Below are 18,094 nucleotides of genomic sequence, written 5' to 3'. Positions count from 1 at the left end.
TCCTAGTGATATGTATGTAGAGTAATGAGAACGATTATTTCGTAATCACGTAACCTTTAAGTTTGGCAAACGCGGCAGTAAGCAAAGACTTCTGCTGCTCTTGGTGCAAATGAGCGTAACCACAAGCCGGAGACGCTGATGCTGGGCGACCTGCATAACCCAACTTCATGCCATCAGACATGCCTTCCAAAATATTGTGCTGAACGAAGAACCAAGCACCTTGGTTTTGTGGCTCATCTTGACACCAAACAATTTCTTCCAACTTTGGATATTTCTTTAATTCAGTCGCAAGCGCCTTGTGTGGGAATGGATAGAGCTGCTCCAAACGAATAATCGCAGCATCTTCAATCTTCTTCTCGGTACGGGCTTTTACCAAATCGTAATAAACCTTACCCGAACAGATAACTAAGCGAGTAACCTTCTTCGCATCGAGAGACTCATCGCGCTCACCAATTACAGTCAGGAATCCACCCTTAGTAAATTCAGACAATGGTGATGCAGCCTCTTTGTTACGCAGCAGTGATTTCGGCGTAAACAAAATCAATGGCTTGCGGAATTGGCGAATCATCTGACGACGGAGAACGTGGAAGATCTGCGACGCACTAGTTGGCTGAATCACCTGCATGTTGGTGTCAGCGCATAACTGCATAAAACGCTCAAGACGCGCTGATGAATGCTCTGGGCCTTGACCCTCATATCCGTGTGGCAACATCATCACTAAGCCATTTGCACGACCCCACTTTACTTCGCCTGAAGCGATAAATTGGTCGATGACAACCTGTGCGCCGTTGGCAAAGTCACCAAACTGCGCTTCCCAAATAGTCAGCGTGTTTGGCTCAGCTGCGGCATAACCATACTCGAATCCAAGGACTGCTTCTTCAGAAAGAATGGAGTCAATCACCACAAATGGTGCTTGATCTTTGGTGACATGCTGGAGCGGAGTGTAAGTACCGGTATCCCACTTCTCACGATTTTGATCGTGCAACACTGAGTGACGATGTGTAAAGGTGCCGCGACCACTATCCTCACCAGATAAGCGAACTGGGTAGCCGCTAGCAACTAAGGATGCGAAAGCCATATGTTCACCCATGCCCCAGTCAATATTGACTTCACCACGGCCCATAGCTGCACGGTCTTTATAGACCTTCTCCACCAATTGGTGAGCTTTGAAATTGTCTGGAATCGTAGAAATCTTTTCTGCCAAGCGCTTCCACTCAGTCAGCGGAATAGCCGTATCTGCTTCATCAGTCCACTTCTTATTTAAGAATGGAGACCAATCTACTGCAAACTTTCCTTTGAAGTTGCTAAGCACTGGATCAGAAGTTTGCTTACCTTCATCCATAGCGGCGCGGTATTCCTTCACCATCAAATCGCCAGTGCCTGCTGGAAGAACGCCTTGCGTTTCTAACTTATCGGCATACACCTTTCGAGTTCCAGGATGCTCTGCAATGATTTTGTACATTAAAGGCTGAGTCATCGCTGGTGAATCTTGCTCGTTATGACCGAGCTTGCGGAAACAGACAATATCCACTGCCACATCTTTATGAAACTTGGTACGGAACTCAATGGCCAATTTGGTTGCCAAGACAACCGCTTCGGGATCATCACCATTCACATGCAAGACAGGCGCATCAACAATCTTCATGATGTCGGTGCAATACAAGCTTGAACGCAAGTCACGTGGATCAGAGGTCGTAAAACCAATCTGGTTGTTAATCACAATGTGGAAGGTGCCGCCAGTGGAGTAGCCGCGCACCTCTGACATCGCCAAAGTTTCTTGCATCACACCTTGACCAGCGATCGCCGCGTCACCGTGTACTAGAACTGGCAATACCTGCTCACCCAATAAATCGCCGCGACGTTCCATACGTGCACGTGCAGAACCTTCAACTACCGGGTTCACGATTTCTAAATGGGAAGGGTTAAATGCCAGGGACAGATGTACTGGACCAGCTGGCGTAGAAATATCGCTAGAGAAACCTTGGTGATATTTAACATCGCCTGCAGGCAATGTCTCAGGACCCTTATGCTCAAACTCAGCAAACAGATCTTTAGGCATTTTGCCCAAAGTATTCACCAAAACGTTAAGACGACCACGATGGGCCATACCAATCACAATCTCTTGGACGCCTTTTGAGCCAGCCTCACGAATAAGTTCATCCATACAGGCAATAAAGCTTTCACCACCCTCGAGGGAGAAACGCTTCTGCCCAACATATTTAGCTTGGAGATAGCGCTCTAAACCCTCTGCCGCAGTAACGCGGTCCAGAATCTGACGCTTCTCATCCACATTAAAGCTTGGGGTTGAGCGAATGGACTCTAATTTTTCTTGCCACCACTTCTTAATCTTTTGGTCCGCGATAAACATGAACTCGGCACCAATCGTGCCGCAATAGGTTTCACGCAATGCTTGGAGCAAATCACGCAAAGTCATCTCTGACTTGCCAAAGAATGTATTGCTGGTGTTGAAGACGATATCCATATCGGCATCACTAAATCCGTAGAAAGCGGGATCGAGCTCAGGAATATCCTGGCGTTCCGTACGCTTTAAAGGATCTATATCTGCCCAGCGATTACCAACGTTTCGGTACGCGGCAATTAATTGCTGGACTGCAACGCGCTTGCGCCCCATTTCTGAGTCAGCCGAATCAGAAATAGTTCTGATAGGGCCTTGCTTTGCGCGCTCAGCAAATGACGCAACAATCGGTCCGTGGGCAATATCAGTTCGAGAGGAACCGTCGACCGCAGGGACTTGTTTAACGTTATCAAAATAATCTCGCCAATGCGCTTCAACTGAAGTCGGATCGTGCAAGTAGGATTCGTAGAGTTCTTCTACGTAAGGGGCGTTTCCGCCGAAGAGATACGAGTTATCTCTTTGGTCCTGCATCATGATGCTCACCTTTCATCGGGTTTCCCGAATAAAAACTGTGGTTATAACCATCCGCTATACGGCTGTACCGCTTCACGAATTGCTCTGTGCAAATACTGTTACTAGTCTAGTAATTTAACACGATTAACCATTGATTTATAAAGGGCTTTCCCTGATTTCTCTTGATTTGGGGGTAATTCCTTAGAAATAGGAGATTAATAAGAATTTTCCTACCGAGCTTTCAATATTGACCGACAGATTCAAACAAATTTGATTCTTATTCTCTAAATCTTCAATTGGATTAATGAAAATAAGGGAAATATGAAAACGATTACCCCAGATATGGAATATCTCAGCACAAGGCAAAGCGCAAAGGTTTTGCAAGTATCGCTAGGGACAGTACAGAAAATGGTAGAGCTAGGTGAATTAATCGCCTGGAAAACCCGCGGGGGCCATAGGCGAATACTGGCAAGCTCACTAGATCAGCAGCTCCAAAGAAGAAAACGTGCAATGCGTCAAAAAACGACCCAGAACTGCATTGCCCTCGGGATATTCAGAAGGGCTGAAAATAGTCAAGAATTACTGGAATCAACTCAAGATTGGCAACTCAAGGTTGAAATGGAGGTGGCCATGGATAGCTTGGAAGGCTTGATGAAGGCAGTTGCCATTGCGCCTGACTTAATCTTCCTAGATGCCCTCATACCCCCTGTAGAGCAAGTCCACCTAATCCATTATTTGAGCAAAAACAAGGACACGCAACGCATTCCTATCTTAGTAGATGAAGGTTTTATCAAACTCCATCCTGGAGTAGTTAGCCTGGTAGATGAAAATAGCAGCAGAGCCACACTATCCGAAAGCATCAAAAAAGAGCTTGAAAATGGACTTATTGAGCTTAATCCGCATATTGTTGGCTATCCAGCAACGAATCCAGAGCAAGATCCATCTTGGAGCTATCGGAGTCGTCATGAGCTGTTAGAACCCATTTTTGTCGAGGCCTTAGCCAGGAAGTGTTTATAGCAAAAAGGCCGCTAAGATAGCGGCCTTTTTAATTTATCTCATTAAATCAATTACTTAGATAAAATAGCTATTACGATCTCTACCTTCTATCCACTTTGGCGCCTTACCACGACCAGTCCAAGTTTCACCGGTAGCTGGATTGCGGTATTTTGGCGCAACCTTACCACCGCTAGCGCGCGCCCCTACTTTACGACTAAACAGGTCTGATGCCGTTAAGTGATACTGCTCAATAATCAGCTTGGCCTTTGCAATGCCATCCGCTTTTTCGAGCGCAATTGCTTCTTTAATTTGTCTATCTAACTGCTCGCGCTGGGCTAAAAGCTCTTTATAAGAAGCCATATACTCATATTCTCCAAATAACAGGTTATTAGAAATAGGTTTTATTTCGCTATTTCTAAGGTTAATTATATATAAATTTATTAACCAAGCAATATATTGCTATATACCATTATTTAATATGATAATAATTTAGTATTAATAATATATTCGTTATAAATACTATATTAAATTATTACGCACCCTGCTTTCCCAGTACAAAAGTACCGCTAGATTTCGCGGTTATCTCGCCGGCTTCATTCAAAACCACGGCTTCACAATAATTAATCGTCTTACCGGACTTCAATACGAGACCTTCTACAGCAATTTTTCCGATACTCGGGCGCAGAAAACTCACCGTCATATCAATTGTGATGGCCCCCAATGGGTGATTCACGCAACTGCGGGCAGCAGCGGCCATCGCAAAGTCTAATAAGGTCATGATGACACCGCCATGCGCAACGCCAAAGCTATTCTCATGCTCAGGCATCATCTCAAGACTAATGCGTGATTTTCCATTTTCAGCGAACTCTGGAATAACCTTTAGGTGATCCAAGAATGGGATCGTCAAACCAAAATACTCAGTGGGTTTTTGTTTAGCTGTCATAAAAACTCGAAATAAATGGAGGTAGAAAGAAATGTATGGTCGGGGCGAGAGGATTTGAACCTCCGACCACATGCACCCCATGCATGTACGCTACCAGGCTGCGCTACGCCCCGACGAAAGACAAAATTGTATCAGTAACTATTTGGAGAGAATGTTCAGCACGGCCTGCAACTCGTCACGTAACTTCAGCTCACCACGAGCCTCTTCAAGACGATTTCTAGCGCCGCTGATCGTAAAGCCTTCTTCATAAAGAAGCGCTCTAATCTTGCGAATTAATACCACTTCATGGTGCTGATAGTAGCGGCGGTTGCCACGACGTTTTTGCGGATTGAGCTGTGAAAACTCTTGCTCCCAGTAACGTAAGACATGAGAGCGGACACCGCAAAGATCGGCTACCTCACCGATAGTGAAGTAACGCTTAGCAGGTATAGGAGGAAGTTGAGAGCTCAGCAACGCTGAGCTAGCCTCAAACTCGGTTTTCTCGAGCATGCGACTCCACTACATCTTTTAGCTTTTGACTGGCATGAAATGTAACTACCCGTCTGGCTGCAATCGGAATCATTTGACCTGTTTTTGGGTTTCGACCAGGACGGGCCGATTTATTGCGCAACTGGAAATTTCCGAAGCCCGATATCTTAACTTCAACGCCAGCCTCTAAAGAATGGCCGATGCGATCAAAGAATGCATCGATCATATCCTTCGCTTCACGCTTATTCAAACCGACCTGGTCAAAGAGCGCCTCTGATAGCTCATTCTTCGTAACGGTATCGCTGATGTTTAAGTCGCTCATGCTGATTCTCTTATGGCTGTTTTTCTAATATTTGACTAATACTAAACCTAGCGCAGGCGGGCTGCGCATTTTTTTTCTACTGCGCCCAATAAAGATGCCATTACTGCATCAATTTGGGTATCTTGTAATGTTTCTTGTGGGTTCAATAAAGTCACCCTAAATGCCAGGCTCTTTTCATCGTCGGCCATACTGCTTGAACCAGCCTTAGGCCTAAATTCATCAAATAACTCGATATTGCGTACAAAATTTTGCTTGCTAGCATTCATTGCATCAAGCAGTGCCTGCGCAGAAATGTCTTGCTTCACTACAAGCGCTAAATCACGATGCACTGCAGGAAATTTACTTAACTCTTCAGGTACTGGCAATCCCAGTTCACGAATAGGCTCCAAATCTAATTCAAACAAAACCGGAGCTTGGGGCAATTCATAGGCTTGTTGCAAGCCAGGATGTAATTCACCAATCCAACCCACTTCAATACGATTTTTATTGGCAATCAAGAATACCTTCGCGCTACGTCCTGGGTGTAAGGCTGGATGACTTGCAGATTCAGTTACAAAGTGCAAAGGATCTAAAACACGCCCTAGATCGCCCTTCACATCAAAAAAGTCTACCACTCTCGTTGCGCTAGCCCACTGCTCAGGAACAAAAGCACCATAAGCCAAGCCACCAATTTTTTGAGGCTGATGAAAACCAGCTACTTTGCCATCGGCTTCTTGTACGGCGGTATCACGCTTAAATACGCGACCCGTTTCAAATAAGCGAACTCTGCTCGCACCACGATTAAGGTTGGACTTTAAGTTATTCAGCAAGCCGCCCCATAAATTGCTGCGCATCACACCGTATTGGCTAGCAATAGGGTTGAGAACAGCAATGACATCTTTTTCAGTGGCACCTGCTATACGCTTTTCGCTGTCTAAGTCAGTAAAGCCAAAGTTCACTGCTTCTTGATAACCCTGTAATGCCAGACGCTGACGCAACAAATGAACGCCACGTTTTGCTTCAGCTTTAGCACTCATTTTGAGTGTTGCTACAGGCGGAGTATCTGGAATATTTTCAAAGCCGTACATACGCGCGACTTCTTCAATTAAATCTTCTTCGATCTCAATATCAAAACGATAGCTCGGAGGAGTCACAATAAAGGTATCGGCCTCTTGCTTGAAATCAAAATCAAGACGTTTGAATATGTCAGCCACAATCTCATTGGTCAGCGGAATACCAATAACCTTCATGGCACGAGCTAAACGAAGTCGAACGGGTTTACGCTCTGGAATATTCAATACTTGATCATCAATTGGGCCTGCTTGACCACCGCAGACTTCTAGAATTAATGCGGATAAATAATCTAAGCAAGTAACCGTAGCTTGCGGATCTACTCCGCGCTCAAAACGATGGGCTGCATCAGTACTGAAATTAAAACGGCGCGCCCGTCCTTGAATTGCTGAAGGAAGCCAGTAAGCAGCCTCAACATAGATGTTTTTAGTGTCATCGCTTACGGCGCAGTGATTACCACCCATGATTCCGGCAAGCGCTACTGGACCTGTTTGATCTGACACTACACCAGCATCCTGCACCTTACCAGCAGAATCAGGGCCCTGCAATGTCACTGTCTGGCCGTTGAGAAGTTCAAGCGTTTCCCCTGCTTTCGCCCAACGTACCGTGATATCACCGTTCAATTTATCAATATCAAATACATGAGTGGGTTGCCCCATCTCCAACATGACATAGTTGGATAGATCTACTAATGCAGAAATACTTCTTTGTCCTGCACGGGATAAACGTTTGACAATCCAATCCGGCGTTTTAGCCTGAGGATGAACATCCCGAATGACGCGTCCAGCAAAACGACCGCAAAGATCTTTATCCTCAACGGTAACTTTGCGTTTGTCATCAATAGATACTGCAAGTACCGTCCATTGTGGAGCGCAAAGCGTTGCACCGGTAATTGCAGAGACTTCTCGTGCCATTCCCATTAAGGAAAGACAGTCTGCTTTATTGGGCGTTAACTTAATTACAAATATTTGATCATCGAGATCAAGATACTTGCGAATATCCTCACCGATAGGAGCGTCTGCAGGCAACTCTAGGATGCCTTCGTGATCATCACCTAAGCCCAACTCACGACCCGAGCACAACATCCCCTGGCTTTCTACGCCGCGGAGTTTTCCAACCTTAATCATGAATGGCTTACCACCCGCCTCTGCAGGAGGTAGCTCTGCACCAACCATGGCGCATGGAATTTTGATCCCAGCACGCGCATTTGGCGCGCCGCATACAATTTGCAATTCTTGACCGGTACCCGCATCGACTTTACAAACACGCAAACGATCTGCGTCGGGGTGTTGCTCAGCAGATAGAATCTGGGCAACCACAATCTTAGTAAAAGCCGGCGCTACTGAATGTTGCTCTTCAACCTCTAATCCAGCCATTGTCATAGCGTGACCTAACGCATCGCTATCGAGCGATGGGTTTACATACTGACGAAGCCAAGATTCAGAAAATTGCATAGCTTTTTATAGGTACTTTCTTAAGCGGGGAACTGCGCTAAGAAACGTAAATCATTTTCAAAGAAGAGGCGTAAATCATCTACCCCATAGCGCAACATCGTTAAACGCTCTAAACCCGATCCAAATGCAAAGCCGGTGTAGCGCTCGGGATCAATTCCCATATTGCGCAAAACATTTGGATGAACTTGTCCTGCACCAGAAATCTCTAACCAACGGCCAGCCAATTTACCGCCACCAAAGGCCATATCAATCTCAGCTGATGGCTCTGTGAATGGAAAGTAGGAAGGGCGGAAGCGCACTTGCAATGCATTGGTTTCAAAGAAGGTTCTTAAGAAATCGGTATACACACCCTTTAGGTCAGCAAAAGAAACACTCTCAGCAATCCACAAGCCTTCAACTTGGTGGAACATCGGTGAATGGGTAGCATCACTATCAACGCGATAGGTTCTGCCGGGTGCAATAACCTTAATTGGCGGCATCACATCTGCATTGGCATATTTTTTAACATGTTCACTGGCATAGCGAACTTGAATGGGGCTGGTATGCGTGCGCAATAACAAAGGCTTCTCTAAAGAGTCTTTGCCATCCACATAAAAAGTATCTTGCATTGATCGTGCAGGATGATTTTCAGGACTGTTTAAGGCGGTGAAATTAAACCAATCAGTTTCAATCTCAGGGCCGTCTGCTACATCAAAACCAATGGAGCGAAAGATTTCTTCAACGCGTTCCCAGGTGCGCATCACAGGATGCAAACTACCTACCGCTTGGCCACGGCCTGGCAAGGAAACATCAATTGACTCCGCAGCAAGCCGTTGCATCAACACAGCATCAGCCAATGCTTGGCGACGCTCTTGTAAGGCAGCCTCTACTTGGGTTTTGATTTGATTGATTTGGGCGCCAGCACTCTTGCGCTCCTCAGGCGACATTCCACCAAGCGCTTTTAAACGCTCAGTGAGAACACCTGATTTACCGAGATACTTGGCTTTCGCGTCCTCTAGAGCTGCCGCATCGGCAGCTCCGAGGAAATCACGTTTAGCATCCTCGACAATTTGGTCGAGAGAAACCATTGCAGCTTAGTTTTAAAAACTAAGAATTAAGCTGCAGCGTTTACTACGGATTTGATCCGAGTAACCAAAGCAGCAAAAGCCGCTTTGTCAGCAATGGCCATATCAGAAAGTACTTTGCGGTCGAGTTCGATCGCAGCTTTCTTCATACCATTCATGAATACGCTATAGGTCATGTCATGCTGACGAACTGCCGCGTTGATACGAGCAATCCACAAAGCGCGGAATACACGTTTCTTGTTGCGACGGTCACGATAGGCATATTGACCAGCACGCATAACTGCTTGCTTAGCAATACGGAATACGTTTTTACGACGACCGCGGTAACCTGTTGCGGCATCAGTAATTTTCTTATGACGGGCTCTTGCTGTAACCCCACGTTTGACTCTTGGCATTTATTTCTCCTAATCTAGTCTGAGGTTAAGCGTATGGAAGCATGGAGCGAATTGACTTAACGTCAGCTTTCGCAACTTCGGTGGTACCACGTAAGTGACGCTTATTCTTTGTGGTCTTCTTGGTGAGGATGTGGCGTTTGAAAGCCTGACCTCGTTTGATCGTTCCGCCTGCGCGGACCGTGAAGCGCTTCTTCGCGCTACTCTTACTCTTCATCTTGGGCATAAAGCACCCCTTCAATTACTTGTGCAACATAGGTGGTAACCGACGGTTACTCTTCCTGTACCCAGAAGCACTTCAAACAACCAGCATCTTTCAATGCCTCCCTACTTAAACAACAAACCCAGTCTTACGAATCAGTTTGTTACTTAGCCTTACGAATGGGGGCCAATACCATCACCATCTGGCGGCCTTCCATTTTTGGAAACTGTTCGACTTGTCCATGCTCTACAAGGTCCAACTTCAAACGCTCCAACATTCTGACTCCGATTTCTTGGTGGGCCATTTCACGACCCCGAAACCGCAGCGTAATCTTTGTCTTATCGCCATCTTCTAAAAAGCGGATTAGATTGCGTAGCTTCACACCGTAGTCACCATCATCAGTACCAGGGCGGAATTTCACTTCCTTCACCTGAATTACCTTTTGCTTCAGCTTAGCTTCATGCATCCGCTTGGCTTCTTGGTATTTGAATTTGCCGAAGTCCATGATCCGGACTACAGGTGGCACAGCGGTAGGAGCAATTTCAACCAGATCGGTCTCTTTCTCTTCTGCTGCAGCCAAGGCTTCACTCAACTTAACTACACCGATGGGCTCTCCATCAATTCCAATCAAACGCACTTCAGGAGCAGTAATTTCCCGGTTAATGCGCTGCAATTTTTCAGTAGCGATCTTCTTAATTCCTCTAAAAAAACAATAAAAACCGATCCACCCCTAGCTAGGCTCGGGTCCGACTTTCTGGGATATATCCTGCTGGAGTCGGGCAACGAAGGCATCAAGAGGCATTACACCTAAATCCACTCCGCCACGGGCACGAACGGCCACCGTATTACTTTCAGCTTCCTTATCTCCTACAACTAGCAAAAATGGAGTCTTCTGTAATGCGTGCTCGCGTATTTTATACGTAATTTTCTCATTCCGCAAATCCGCCTCGACTCTAAACCCTTGTTTTTTCAGCAATTGCTGCACTTGTTGTGCATATGCAGCAGAATTTCCGGAGATATTGAGGACAACCGCCTGTGTAGGAGCAAGCCATACCGGCATGTTTCCAGCGTGATTTTCGATCAAAATGCCAATAAAACGCTCTAAAGAGCCCACAATTGCCCTATGGAGCATGACCGGGGTCTTGCGGGTATTGTCTTCGGCCACATATTCAGCACCAAGACGGGCTGGCATCGAGAAATCGACCTGGATCGTGCCGCACTGCCAAGTCCGCCCAATGGAGTCTTTGAGGTGATATTCAATCTTAGGACCATAAAAGGCGCCCTCGCCCGGTAATTCTTCCCATTCTTGGCCAGAAGCTTTCAAAGCACCCCTAAGGGCCTCTTCTGCTTTATCCCAGATAGCATCATCACCCACACGCTTAGCCGGACGTAATGCAAGCTTCACGGCAACCTCAGTAAATCCAAAATCTTGATAAACAGCACGCACCGCTTTATCAAACGCAGCTACCTCGGACTGAATTTGATCTTCGGTACAAAAAATATGACCATCATCTTGGGTAAAACCACGGACGCGCATCAAACCATGCAAAGCACCTGAGGGTTCATTGCGATGGCACTGACCAAACTCACCAAAACGCAATGGCAATTCACGATAGCTATGCAAACCAGAGTTATAAATTTGTACGTGACCTGGACAGTTCATCGGCTTTAATGCGTAGGCGCGATTCTCCGACTCTGTCGTGAACATATTTTCTTTGTAATTTTCCCAGTGACCAGATTTTTCCCAAAGTCCACGATCCAAAATCTGTGGAGCTTTGACTTCTTGATAACCTTCTTGCTGATACACGCGGCGCATGTATTGCTCAACCTCTTGCCAAATCGACCAACCCTTTGGATGCCAGAAAATAAGTCCTGGCGCTTCCTCTTGGAAATGGAATAAATCGAGTTGCTTACCTAAGCGACGATGATCACGCTTTTCAGATTCTTCAAGCATATGCAAGTAAGCATCTTGATCTTCTTTACGAAGCCATGCGGTACCGTAGATACGCTGCAACATCTCATTCTTGCTATCGCCACGCCAATAAGCACCAGCAAGCTTCATCAGCTTAAACACCTTTAACTTGCCGGTGGATGGGACGTGTGGGCCGCGGCATAAATCGGTGAATTTACCCTCTGCATACAAGGAGACATCTTCTCCTTGCGGAATGCTAGCTATCAGTTCAGCTTTATAGTTTTCGCCCTGCTTCTTAAAGAACTCAACAGCTTCATCGCGCGGCATTACGGTACGAGTCACTGGCTCATCTTTTTTAGCGAGCTCAGTCATTTTCTTTTCTAAAGCAACTAAGTCATCTGGTGTAAATGGGCGGTGATAAGAGAAGTCATAGTAAAAACCATTCTCGATTACTGGGCCGATAGTGACTTGAGCTTCGGGAAATAATTCTTTGACGGCGTATGCCAACAAGTGCGCTGTCGAGTGGCGAACAATTTCTAGTGCTTCAGGGCTCTTATCTGTGATGATGGCTAACTGACTATCTTTATCAATCACAAAACTGGTATCAACCATTTTGCCGTCAACAATTCCGCCTAAGGCAGCTTTTACTAGACCACTCCCAATACTTTGAGCAACATCCGCGACGCGAACGGGCGCCTCAAACTCACGTTTTGATCCATCGGGTAGAGTAACTACAAGCATGATGACTCCGTTTTATTCGCTGAACTTCATTCTTACTACATTGACATAAAAAGAAAGCGCGGTAGCTTTTGGGCATCCGCGCCTCTTTGGTTCTCCTATTGAAGATCCTTTTGGGTCTTATTCGTTGGTAGGCTCGATTGGACTCGAACCAACGACCCCCACCATGTCAAGGTGGTGCTCTAACCAGCTGAGCTACGAGCCTATACAGCCATAGAGTTTATCACCGGCGACGCACTTGGGTGACCCCTTTGACCTCTTCTAGGCTATTTTGAACAACGCGAAGCACCTCAGAATCCTTAACCTCCACCGTTAACAGGATCTGAGCGAGGCCTTTTTTAGCGGATTTACGCAAATCAATCACATGAACGCCTTGTCTTGTGAGTATCTCAAAGAGCTCTCTCATCAATTCAGGACGGTCTAAGCCAGCAACAACTAAATCCGCCGGAAATACCCGCTTTTGCTCCTCATGCGCTACCGCCTTCTCGCCAACTGAAGTCCAGGCAGTCTGAATGACGCGCTCAGGCGCTCTTTCTAAAAGACCTCTAAAGGTTTTGCAGGAACGTCGATGAATGGAGACACCTCGACCTTGGGTAACAAAGCCAGCGATGGCATCTGGCGGCACGGGTCGGCAGCAACGCGCTAATTGCGTCAGTAAAGAATCAACTCCCACAACCAAGACATCCCCGCTTTGGGAATTTTTACGACTGCTATTACGCAAAATGATCTCTGGAGTGGCAGCGATTTTTGGTTCTGCCACAGCTTCAGACTTTGCTTCGGATGGTTTTGATGCTAGCCCACCCTCTTCATCATCAAGCGCATTAAACCAAGCGCGCACTCGCTGACGCGCTCTTTGGGAGCGAAGATAGTGCTTATCGGGACTAATCCAATCCCGTGATGGGCCACCATGCTTCACTGCGATGATTTCTACTGTTTGTCCATTCTGCAATGAAGTCTCCAGCGGAACCATGGCACCATCAACACGCGCACCCCTGCAGCGATGGCCTAAGTTGGTATGGACAGCATAGGCAAAGTCGATAGGCGTTGAACCCTTCTCTAAGGAAATAACCTTGCCTAGGGGAGTCAATACATAAATGTGATCATCAATCTCATGGTGCTTGAGTTGATCCCATGCATCCTCTTTCCAAGAGATCAGCTGCCGAGCCCAGGCAATTTGCCTTTCATAGGCAACCTCTGCACTGTGTGTACCCGCTTGATGAGTAATATCAGGCTTATTTGTCTTAGTGGGATTTGGAGGTGTAGCCATTCCAATATAGGCACCCTCTTTATAGCGCCAGTGGGCTGCTAAACCATATTCTGCTTGCTGATGCATTTCATGAGTGCGTACCTGAATTTCAAATGCAGTGCCATCTTCATTCATCACAACGGTATGGAGAGATTGGTAGCCGTTCGGTTTTGGTCTTGCAATGTAATCATCGAACTCACGAGGCACCGGTTGCCATACGTTATGGACAATACCGAGAACGGCATAACAAGATTTGACATCCGTCACCAATACTCGAAATGCTCTTACATCATAGAGATCAGCAAAATCTAAAGCTTTACCTTGCATCTTTTTCCATATGCTATAGATATGCTTTGGACGCCCCAATACCTCACCATCAATATGTGCCGCCTTTAGTTCTGATTGGAGTTGCGCGACTATGCGATCAATAAAGACTTGTCGCTCAATGCGCTTAGCATCTAGCATCTTGGCAATGTCGCGATAGGTGTCTGGTGATAGAACCCTAAAAGCAAGATCCTCCATTTCCCACTTCATTTGCCATATTCCCAGCCGATTAGCTAAAGAGGCATCAATGCTCAAAATTTCCTGAGCCCAAGCAGATGGCATCACCATCTTCTCTTGAGTAATCCAGCGGAGTGTTTGTAAACGGGATGCGAGATAAATCAGTACAACCCGTAAATCATCCCCAAATGCCAAGAGCATCTTACGGAGCATCTCTTCTTGACCAGCAACACTAATACCGCCGTCGTCTCGCACTAACTTTGCTTGCGCCTGACGTAATCCTCGATAACCAATTAATAGTTTTGCTGGCTCTTCACCAATTAACTTGATTAGGGCTTCTTTACCGTGGGTACGTGCAATATTAGAAGCAGCGCTAATGGTCGCTTCATCCAAATTTAAAGATTGCAGAATTTGCATGGAACCAGCCGCATGTTGCTCAGCTGGCTCACCATACCAAGCATCTAGAAATATGGGCTTACCAGAATCATTTGCCATTGGCAATTAGAGTTAATTAACTAAAGAATTCTTTTGCTAGAGCAATCTGCTCGCTCTTCACAAATGCTGGTGCATGACCTACGTTCGGTATCTCAATACTCCTGGCGTAAGGATTAACTTTGCACATTTCGGCAACGGTAGCTGCTGAAAGTAAATCCGACTGTCCGCCGCGCACAATCAACATCGGTATATGAATTTGTTTAAAGGCATGCCACATCGCCATCTCCCCCGCTTTTGCCATAATCGGATTTACCGAAGCAAATGGCACCGAGATATCAGGGTCGTAATGCATGATCCATCGGCCCTCACGCTCAATCAGCATAGGTCCGTTATAGGTTTCCCATTCGTGCGGCAAATGATCCCCAAAGGTGGCGCAAATCTGATTTAACTTTTCTAAGGCATCAGTGCGATTTGTATATGCAAAAGGTTGTCCCACATAAGAGCCAAGACGCGCAATTGCTTGCGGCTCAATCCGTGGGCCCACATCATTGATGAGCATTCTGCGAATAGGAGAATTCGGCATTGCTGCATACACTATGCCAATCAAGCCACCCATTGAGGTGCCAAACCAATCAATTTGTGAAACACCGAGTTTTTTTACAAGCTGCGTCATATCAGCCACGTATTGCGGTACTGCGTAAAGCATTGGGTTGGCCAAACGATCGCTATCACCTCTTCCCACTACATCTGGGCAGACAACGTAATAGTCATGGCACATTGCTTCAGCTAAAGTTTTGAAATCACTACCGCGTCTAGTAAGGCCATGCACGCACATTAACACCTTAGGATTACTCGGGTCACCCCAGGCATGGTATGCCATGCGATGTTTTGCATCACCACTGGAACACTCTACGAAAAAAGTATTTCCCGAGTGGAATTGACTACTCCCAACTGAGGGACTATCCAAATGATCATTCTCTTCGTCAGCGCCTACTTCTTCTGGCTGCAAGGTAACGTGGTCAATCCCATGTTTATCTAGCAACATCGTATTGATGCGCGCCATAATCGCTGGCCACTCTTGCATCTCAGCAATTTCAATATGACCTATCAGTGCTGGAAAGCTTGGGGTCATTTCCCAAACGTGTAGATCATGCACCGCTAAGACTCCGGGAACATTCTTAAGATCAGTTCCAACTTTCAGGTAGTCGATATGAAGTGGCACCCCTTCCATGAGGAAGTGATAAGACTCATGGAGAATAGAAATCGTAGATTTCAGAATCAAAAGAGAAACCAGGATGGAAAGAATTGCATCAATGGGCATCCAACCGGTAAGTTGAATCACCACACCTGCAATGAGGGCCGCCACAGAACCCAGCAAATCCCCCATGACGTGCACTAAGGCAGCACGCGTATTCACGCTCTTCTTGTCTCGTGAAAGTACCCAGGCCACCACAACATTCATTAGTAAGCCGATGGCTGCGACTACAGTCACTGTTAGGCCGTCTACTTTATGTGGGTCATAGAAACGACTAACGGCCTCAACCACAATCCATACAACTAATACCAACATCACAATACTATTTACAAATGCGGCCAAAGCTTCTGCTCTACCAAAACCAAAAGAATGCTTTGGGGAAGGTGGACGACGAGAAATGATTTGCGCTAAAAGCGCTAGCCCTAAAGCAGCGGCATCGGTCACCATATGACCAGCATCCGAGATCAAAGCCAAAGAATTGGCAAAGTAAGCGGCTGCGCCTTCAACTCCTGAGAAGCCAAGAGTTAAAACTAAGGCGATTAATAATAAATTTTGATTGGAGACTTGCTTGCTATGAGTATGCTTGGCATCACCCTTCTTATGGGCATGTAGCGATGGATCAAGCTCAGAGCTCATCTGAGCCCTAGGTTTTGCCGAATGCGAATGATGGGATCCCGACATAGTGACCCCATTATTTCATTCATCCTGAAAAATTGCTCAAAAACCCGAGGTATCAACAGGGGCACCAGTTTTGGCGATGACCTCCTCTTTAGTTACGCCAGGAGCCAATTCAACTAAGTTCAAACCAGCGTGGGTGATATCTAAAACACAAAGATCCGTAATGATTTGGCTAATCACGCCAACACCAGTTAATGGCAGTGTGCATTTAGGCAGAATCTTGAGCTCTTCAGTGCCATCTTTTTTCTTGGCAACGTGTTCCATTAATACAACCACATGCTTCACGCCTGCAACGAGATCCATTGCGCCACCCATACCCTTCACCATTTTTCCTGGAATCATCCAGTTGGCCAAGTCACCATGCTCGCTGACTTGCATTGCACCCAAAATCGCAATATTGATTTTCCCGCCACGAATCATCCCAAAGGAATCCGCAGAAGAAAAGATGGATGAGCCCGGCAAAGTAGTGATTGTTTGCTTGCCAGCATTAATCAAGTCTGCATCAATCGTATCTTCGGTTGGAAATGGGCCAATACCTAATAAACCATTTTCTGACTGCAGCCATACTTCCATATCTTTTGGCACATGATTGGCCACTAGGGTTGGCATACCAATACCCAAGTTAACGTAGTAACCATCTTTTAGTTCTTTAGCAGCACGCGCTGCCATTTCATCTCTAGTCCAAGGCATATCAATCTTCCTAAATATTCTGTTCTGGGTAATTAAGCGCTTGCAGTCAAAGTGCGTTGTTCAATGCGCTTCTCAGGGGTAGTATTCACAACTAAACGGTGCACATAGATGCCAGGCGTATGAATTTGATCGGGATCTAATTGACCATTTTCTACAATCTCCTCCACCTCTGCCACGGTAATTTTTCCTGCCATGGCCACTACTGGATTAAAGTTCCGAGCGGTATAGCGATACACCAAGTTTCCAGACTTATCGGCTTTCCAAGCTTTCACTAACGAGATATCGGAAATGATTGAGCGCTCCATGATGTATTTCTCACCATCAAACTCCTTCTCTTCCTTTCCCTCCGCCACTAAAGTACCCACACCAGTCTTTGTGTAGAAAGCGGGAATACCGCAACCACCTGCGCGTAATTTTTCAGCTAAGGTTCCTTGCGGAGTAAATTCCAACTCCAACTCGCCCGCTAAATATTGACGCTCAAATTCTTTATTTTCACCAACATAAGAAGCAACCATCTTCTTGACTTGACGAGAGTTCAACAACAAACCCAAACCAAAACCATCAACACCTGCGTTATTCGCAATGGCTGTCAGATTTTGGGCGCCTAAATCTTTTACCGCCTGAATCAGAGCCTCAGGAATTCCACACAAACCAAAACCACCAACTGCCAGCTTTTGTCCGTCTTTTAAGATATCCCTCAAGGCATCGACTGCCGATGGGTAGGTTTTATTCATAACATTTGTCCTAATATTGCCAAAAATGGTAAAAAAGTAATCATAACGCCTTAGCTATCAAGCCCAGCCAGTACTGGCACTAAATTGGTTTTTGCCACTTAGAACTAAACTAAGAGGGCCAAAAGCCTTATTTTTCGGAAAAAAC

Annotated in this window: 16 protein-coding genes and 2 tRNA genes; 1 reads left to right on the top strand and 17 read right to left on the bottom strand. The window is 46.0% G+C overall.

Features of this window, described 5'->3' with window-relative positions; translation table 11 throughout:
- Nucleotides 1–34: 34 nt before the first annotated feature.
- Nucleotides 35–2,890, bottom strand: a complete 2,856-nt coding sequence (locus ICN47_RS01830; protein WP_216218194.1) for a 2-oxoglutarate dehydrogenase E1 component — start codon at nt 2,888–2,890, stop codon at nt 35–37.
- Nucleotides 2,891–3,190: 300 nt separating this feature from the next.
- On the opposite strand from ICN47_RS01830, the gene ICN47_RS01825 reads away from it, so the two are divergent.
- The gene (locus ICN47_RS01825) at nt 3,191–3,886 is read left to right on the top strand and encodes an excisionase family DNA-binding protein (protein WP_216218193.1); all 696 of its coding nucleotides are present in this window, start codon (nt 3,191–3,193) and stop codon (nt 3,884–3,886) included.
- A 54-nt stretch (nt 3,887–3,940) separates the two neighbouring features.
- Here the strand turns inward: ICN47_RS01825 and ICN47_RS01820 are convergent, their stop codons facing one another.
- From ICN47_RS01820 to ICN47_RS01745, 16 genes are all read right to left on the bottom strand, one after another.
- On the bottom strand, nt 3,941–4,225 hold the full coding sequence (locus ICN47_RS01820) for an H-NS family nucleoid-associated regulatory protein (RefSeq protein ID WP_216218192.1): 285 nt from the start codon (nt 4,223–4,225) through the stop codon (nt 3,941–3,943).
- Nucleotides 4,226–4,397: 172 nt separating this feature from the next.
- Nucleotides 4,398–4,808, bottom strand: coding sequence for a PaaI family thioesterase (locus tag ICN47_RS01815; protein WP_216218191.1), 411 nt, complete (start codon nt 4,806–4,808; stop codon nt 4,398–4,400).
- 36 nt (nt 4,809–4,844) lie between these two features.
- A tRNA-Pro gene (locus tag ICN47_RS01810) sits at nt 4,845–4,921 on the bottom strand.
- 25 nt (nt 4,922–4,946) lie between these two features.
- Entirely contained in the window at nt 4,947–5,297 is a 351-nt protein-coding gene (locus ICN47_RS01805) for a MerR family transcriptional regulator (protein ID WP_216218190.1), read from the bottom strand.
- Complete coding sequence (locus ICN47_RS01800; protein WP_216218189.1) at nt 5,275–5,598, bottom strand: integration host factor subunit alpha; 324 nt, start codon at nt 5,596–5,598, stop codon at nt 5,275–5,277. Before ICN47_RS01800 ends, ICN47_RS01805 begins: the two co-directional genes overlap by 23 nt.
- A gap of 47 nt (nt 5,599–5,645) precedes the next feature.
- Entirely contained in the window at nt 5,646–8,102 is a 2,457-nt protein-coding gene (gene pheT / locus ICN47_RS01795; protein WP_216218188.1) for a phenylalanine--tRNA ligase subunit beta, read from the bottom strand.
- Between the two features lie 20 nt (nt 8,103–8,122).
- Nucleotides 8,123–9,169: a phenylalanine--tRNA ligase subunit alpha gene (pheS, locus tag ICN47_RS01790; protein ID WP_216218187.1), complete on the bottom strand. Its 1,047-nt coding sequence runs from the start codon at nt 9,167–9,169 to the stop codon at nt 8,123–8,125.
- A gap of 26 nt (nt 9,170–9,195) precedes the next feature.
- A complete protein-coding gene (gene rplT, locus ICN47_RS01785) occupies nt 9,196–9,561 on the bottom strand; it encodes a 50S ribosomal protein L20 (RefSeq protein WP_011902675.1) in 366 nt (121 codons plus the stop codon).
- Nucleotides 9,562–9,586: 25 nt separating this feature from the next.
- A complete protein-coding gene (rpmI, locus tag ICN47_RS01780) occupies nt 9,587–9,784 on the bottom strand; it encodes a 50S ribosomal protein L35 (RefSeq protein WP_046330084.1) in 198 nt (65 codons plus the stop codon).
- A gap of 139 nt (nt 9,785–9,923) precedes the next feature.
- Nucleotides 9,924–10,448: a translation initiation factor IF-3 gene (infC, locus tag ICN47_RS01775; RefSeq protein WP_216218296.1), complete on the bottom strand. Its 525-nt coding sequence runs from the start codon at nt 10,446–10,448 to the stop codon at nt 9,924–9,926.
- Between the two features lie 42 nt (nt 10,449–10,490).
- Nucleotides 10,491–12,413: a threonine--tRNA ligase gene (gene thrS, locus ICN47_RS01770; RefSeq protein ID WP_216218186.1), complete on the bottom strand. Its 1,923-nt coding sequence runs from the start codon at nt 12,411–12,413 to the stop codon at nt 10,491–10,493.
- 125 nt (nt 12,414–12,538) lie between these two features.
- A tRNA-Val gene (locus ICN47_RS01765) sits at nt 12,539–12,615 on the bottom strand.
- Between the two features lie 18 nt (nt 12,616–12,633).
- The gene (locus ICN47_RS01760; protein WP_216218185.1) at nt 12,634–14,652 is read right to left on the bottom strand and encodes a bifunctional (p)ppGpp synthetase/guanosine-3',5'-bis(diphosphate) 3'-pyrophosphohydrolase; all 2,019 of its coding nucleotides are present in this window, start codon (nt 14,650–14,652) and stop codon (nt 12,634–12,636) included.
- Nucleotides 14,653–14,668: 16 nt separating this feature from the next.
- Complete coding sequence (locus ICN47_RS13075; protein WP_370626235.1) at nt 14,669–16,528, bottom strand: alpha/beta fold hydrolase; 1,860 nt, start codon at nt 16,526–16,528, stop codon at nt 14,669–14,671.
- Nucleotides 16,529–16,564: 36 nt separating this feature from the next.
- Nucleotides 16,565–17,215, bottom strand: a complete 651-nt coding sequence (locus tag ICN47_RS01750; RefSeq protein WP_216218184.1) for a CoA transferase subunit B — start codon at nt 17,213–17,215, stop codon at nt 16,565–16,567.
- 32 nt (nt 17,216–17,247) lie between these two features.
- Nucleotides 17,248–17,949, bottom strand: coding sequence for a CoA transferase subunit A (locus ICN47_RS01745; RefSeq protein WP_216218183.1), 702 nt, complete (start codon nt 17,947–17,949; stop codon nt 17,248–17,250).
- Between the last annotated feature and the right edge of the window lie 145 nt (nt 17,950–18,094).

It is taken from the genome of Polynucleobacter sp. AP-Latsch-80-C2, from assembly GCF_018882185.1.
Classification (GTDB): domain Bacteria; phylum Pseudomonadota; class Gammaproteobacteria; order Burkholderiales; family Burkholderiaceae; genus Polynucleobacter.
This window is presented reverse-complemented; position numbering and strand designations above follow the sequence as displayed.

Bases quoted from the DNA above. Each gene is read 5' to 3' on its own strand.
- ICN47_RS01815 (WP_216218191.1), bottom strand. From the start codon at position 4,808: ATGACAGCTAAACAAAAACCCACTGAGTATTTTGGTTTGACGATCCCA.
- ICN47_RS13075 (WP_370626235.1), bottom strand. From the start codon at position 16,528: ATGTCGGGATCCCATCATTCGCATTCGGCAAAACCTAGGGCTCAGATG.
- ICN47_RS01750 (WP_216218184.1), bottom strand. From the start codon at position 17,215: ATGCCTTGGACTAGAGATGAAATGGCAGCGCGTGCTGCTAAAGAACTA.
- ICN47_RS01760 (WP_216218185.1), bottom strand. From the start codon at position 14,652: ATGGCAAATGATTCTGGTAAGCCCATATTTCTAGATGCTTGGTATGGT.
- ICN47_RS01820 (WP_216218192.1), bottom strand. From the start codon at position 4,225: ATGGCTTCTTATAAAGAGCTTTTAGCCCAGCGCGAGCAGTTAGATAGA.
- rpmI (WP_046330084.1), bottom strand. From the start codon at position 9,784: ATGCCCAAGATGAAGAGTAAGAGTAGCGCGAAGAAGCGCTTCACGGTC.
- pheS (WP_216218187.1), bottom strand. From the start codon at position 9,169: ATGGTTTCTCTCGACCAAATTGTCGAGGATGCTAAACGTGATTTCCTC.
- rplT (WP_011902675.1), bottom strand. From the start codon at position 9,561: ATGCCAAGAGTCAAACGTGGGGTTACAGCAAGAGCCCGTCATAAGAAA.
- thrS (WP_216218186.1), bottom strand. From the start codon at position 12,413: ATGCTTGTAGTTACTCTACCCGATGGATCAAAACGTGAGTTTGAGGCG.
- ICN47_RS01745 (WP_216218183.1), bottom strand. From the start codon at position 17,949: ATGAATAAAACCTACCCATCGGCAGTCGATGCCTTGAGGGATATCTTA.
- pheT (WP_216218188.1), bottom strand. From the start codon at position 8,102: ATGCAATTTTCTGAATCTTGGCTTCGTCAGTATGTAAACCCATCGCTC.
- ICN47_RS01830 (WP_216218194.1), bottom strand. From the start codon at position 2,890: ATGATGCAGGACCAAAGAGATAACTCGTATCTCTTCGGCGGAAACGCC.
- ICN47_RS01800 (WP_216218189.1), bottom strand. From the start codon at position 5,598: ATGAGCGACTTAAACATCAGCGATACCGTTACGAAGAATGAGCTATCA.
- ICN47_RS01805 (WP_216218190.1), bottom strand. From the start codon at position 5,297: ATGCTCGAGAAAACCGAGTTTGAGGCTAGCTCAGCGTTGCTGAGCTCT.
- ICN47_RS01825 (WP_216218193.1), top strand. From the start codon at position 3,191: ATGAAAACGATTACCCCAGATATGGAATATCTCAGCACAAGGCAAAGC.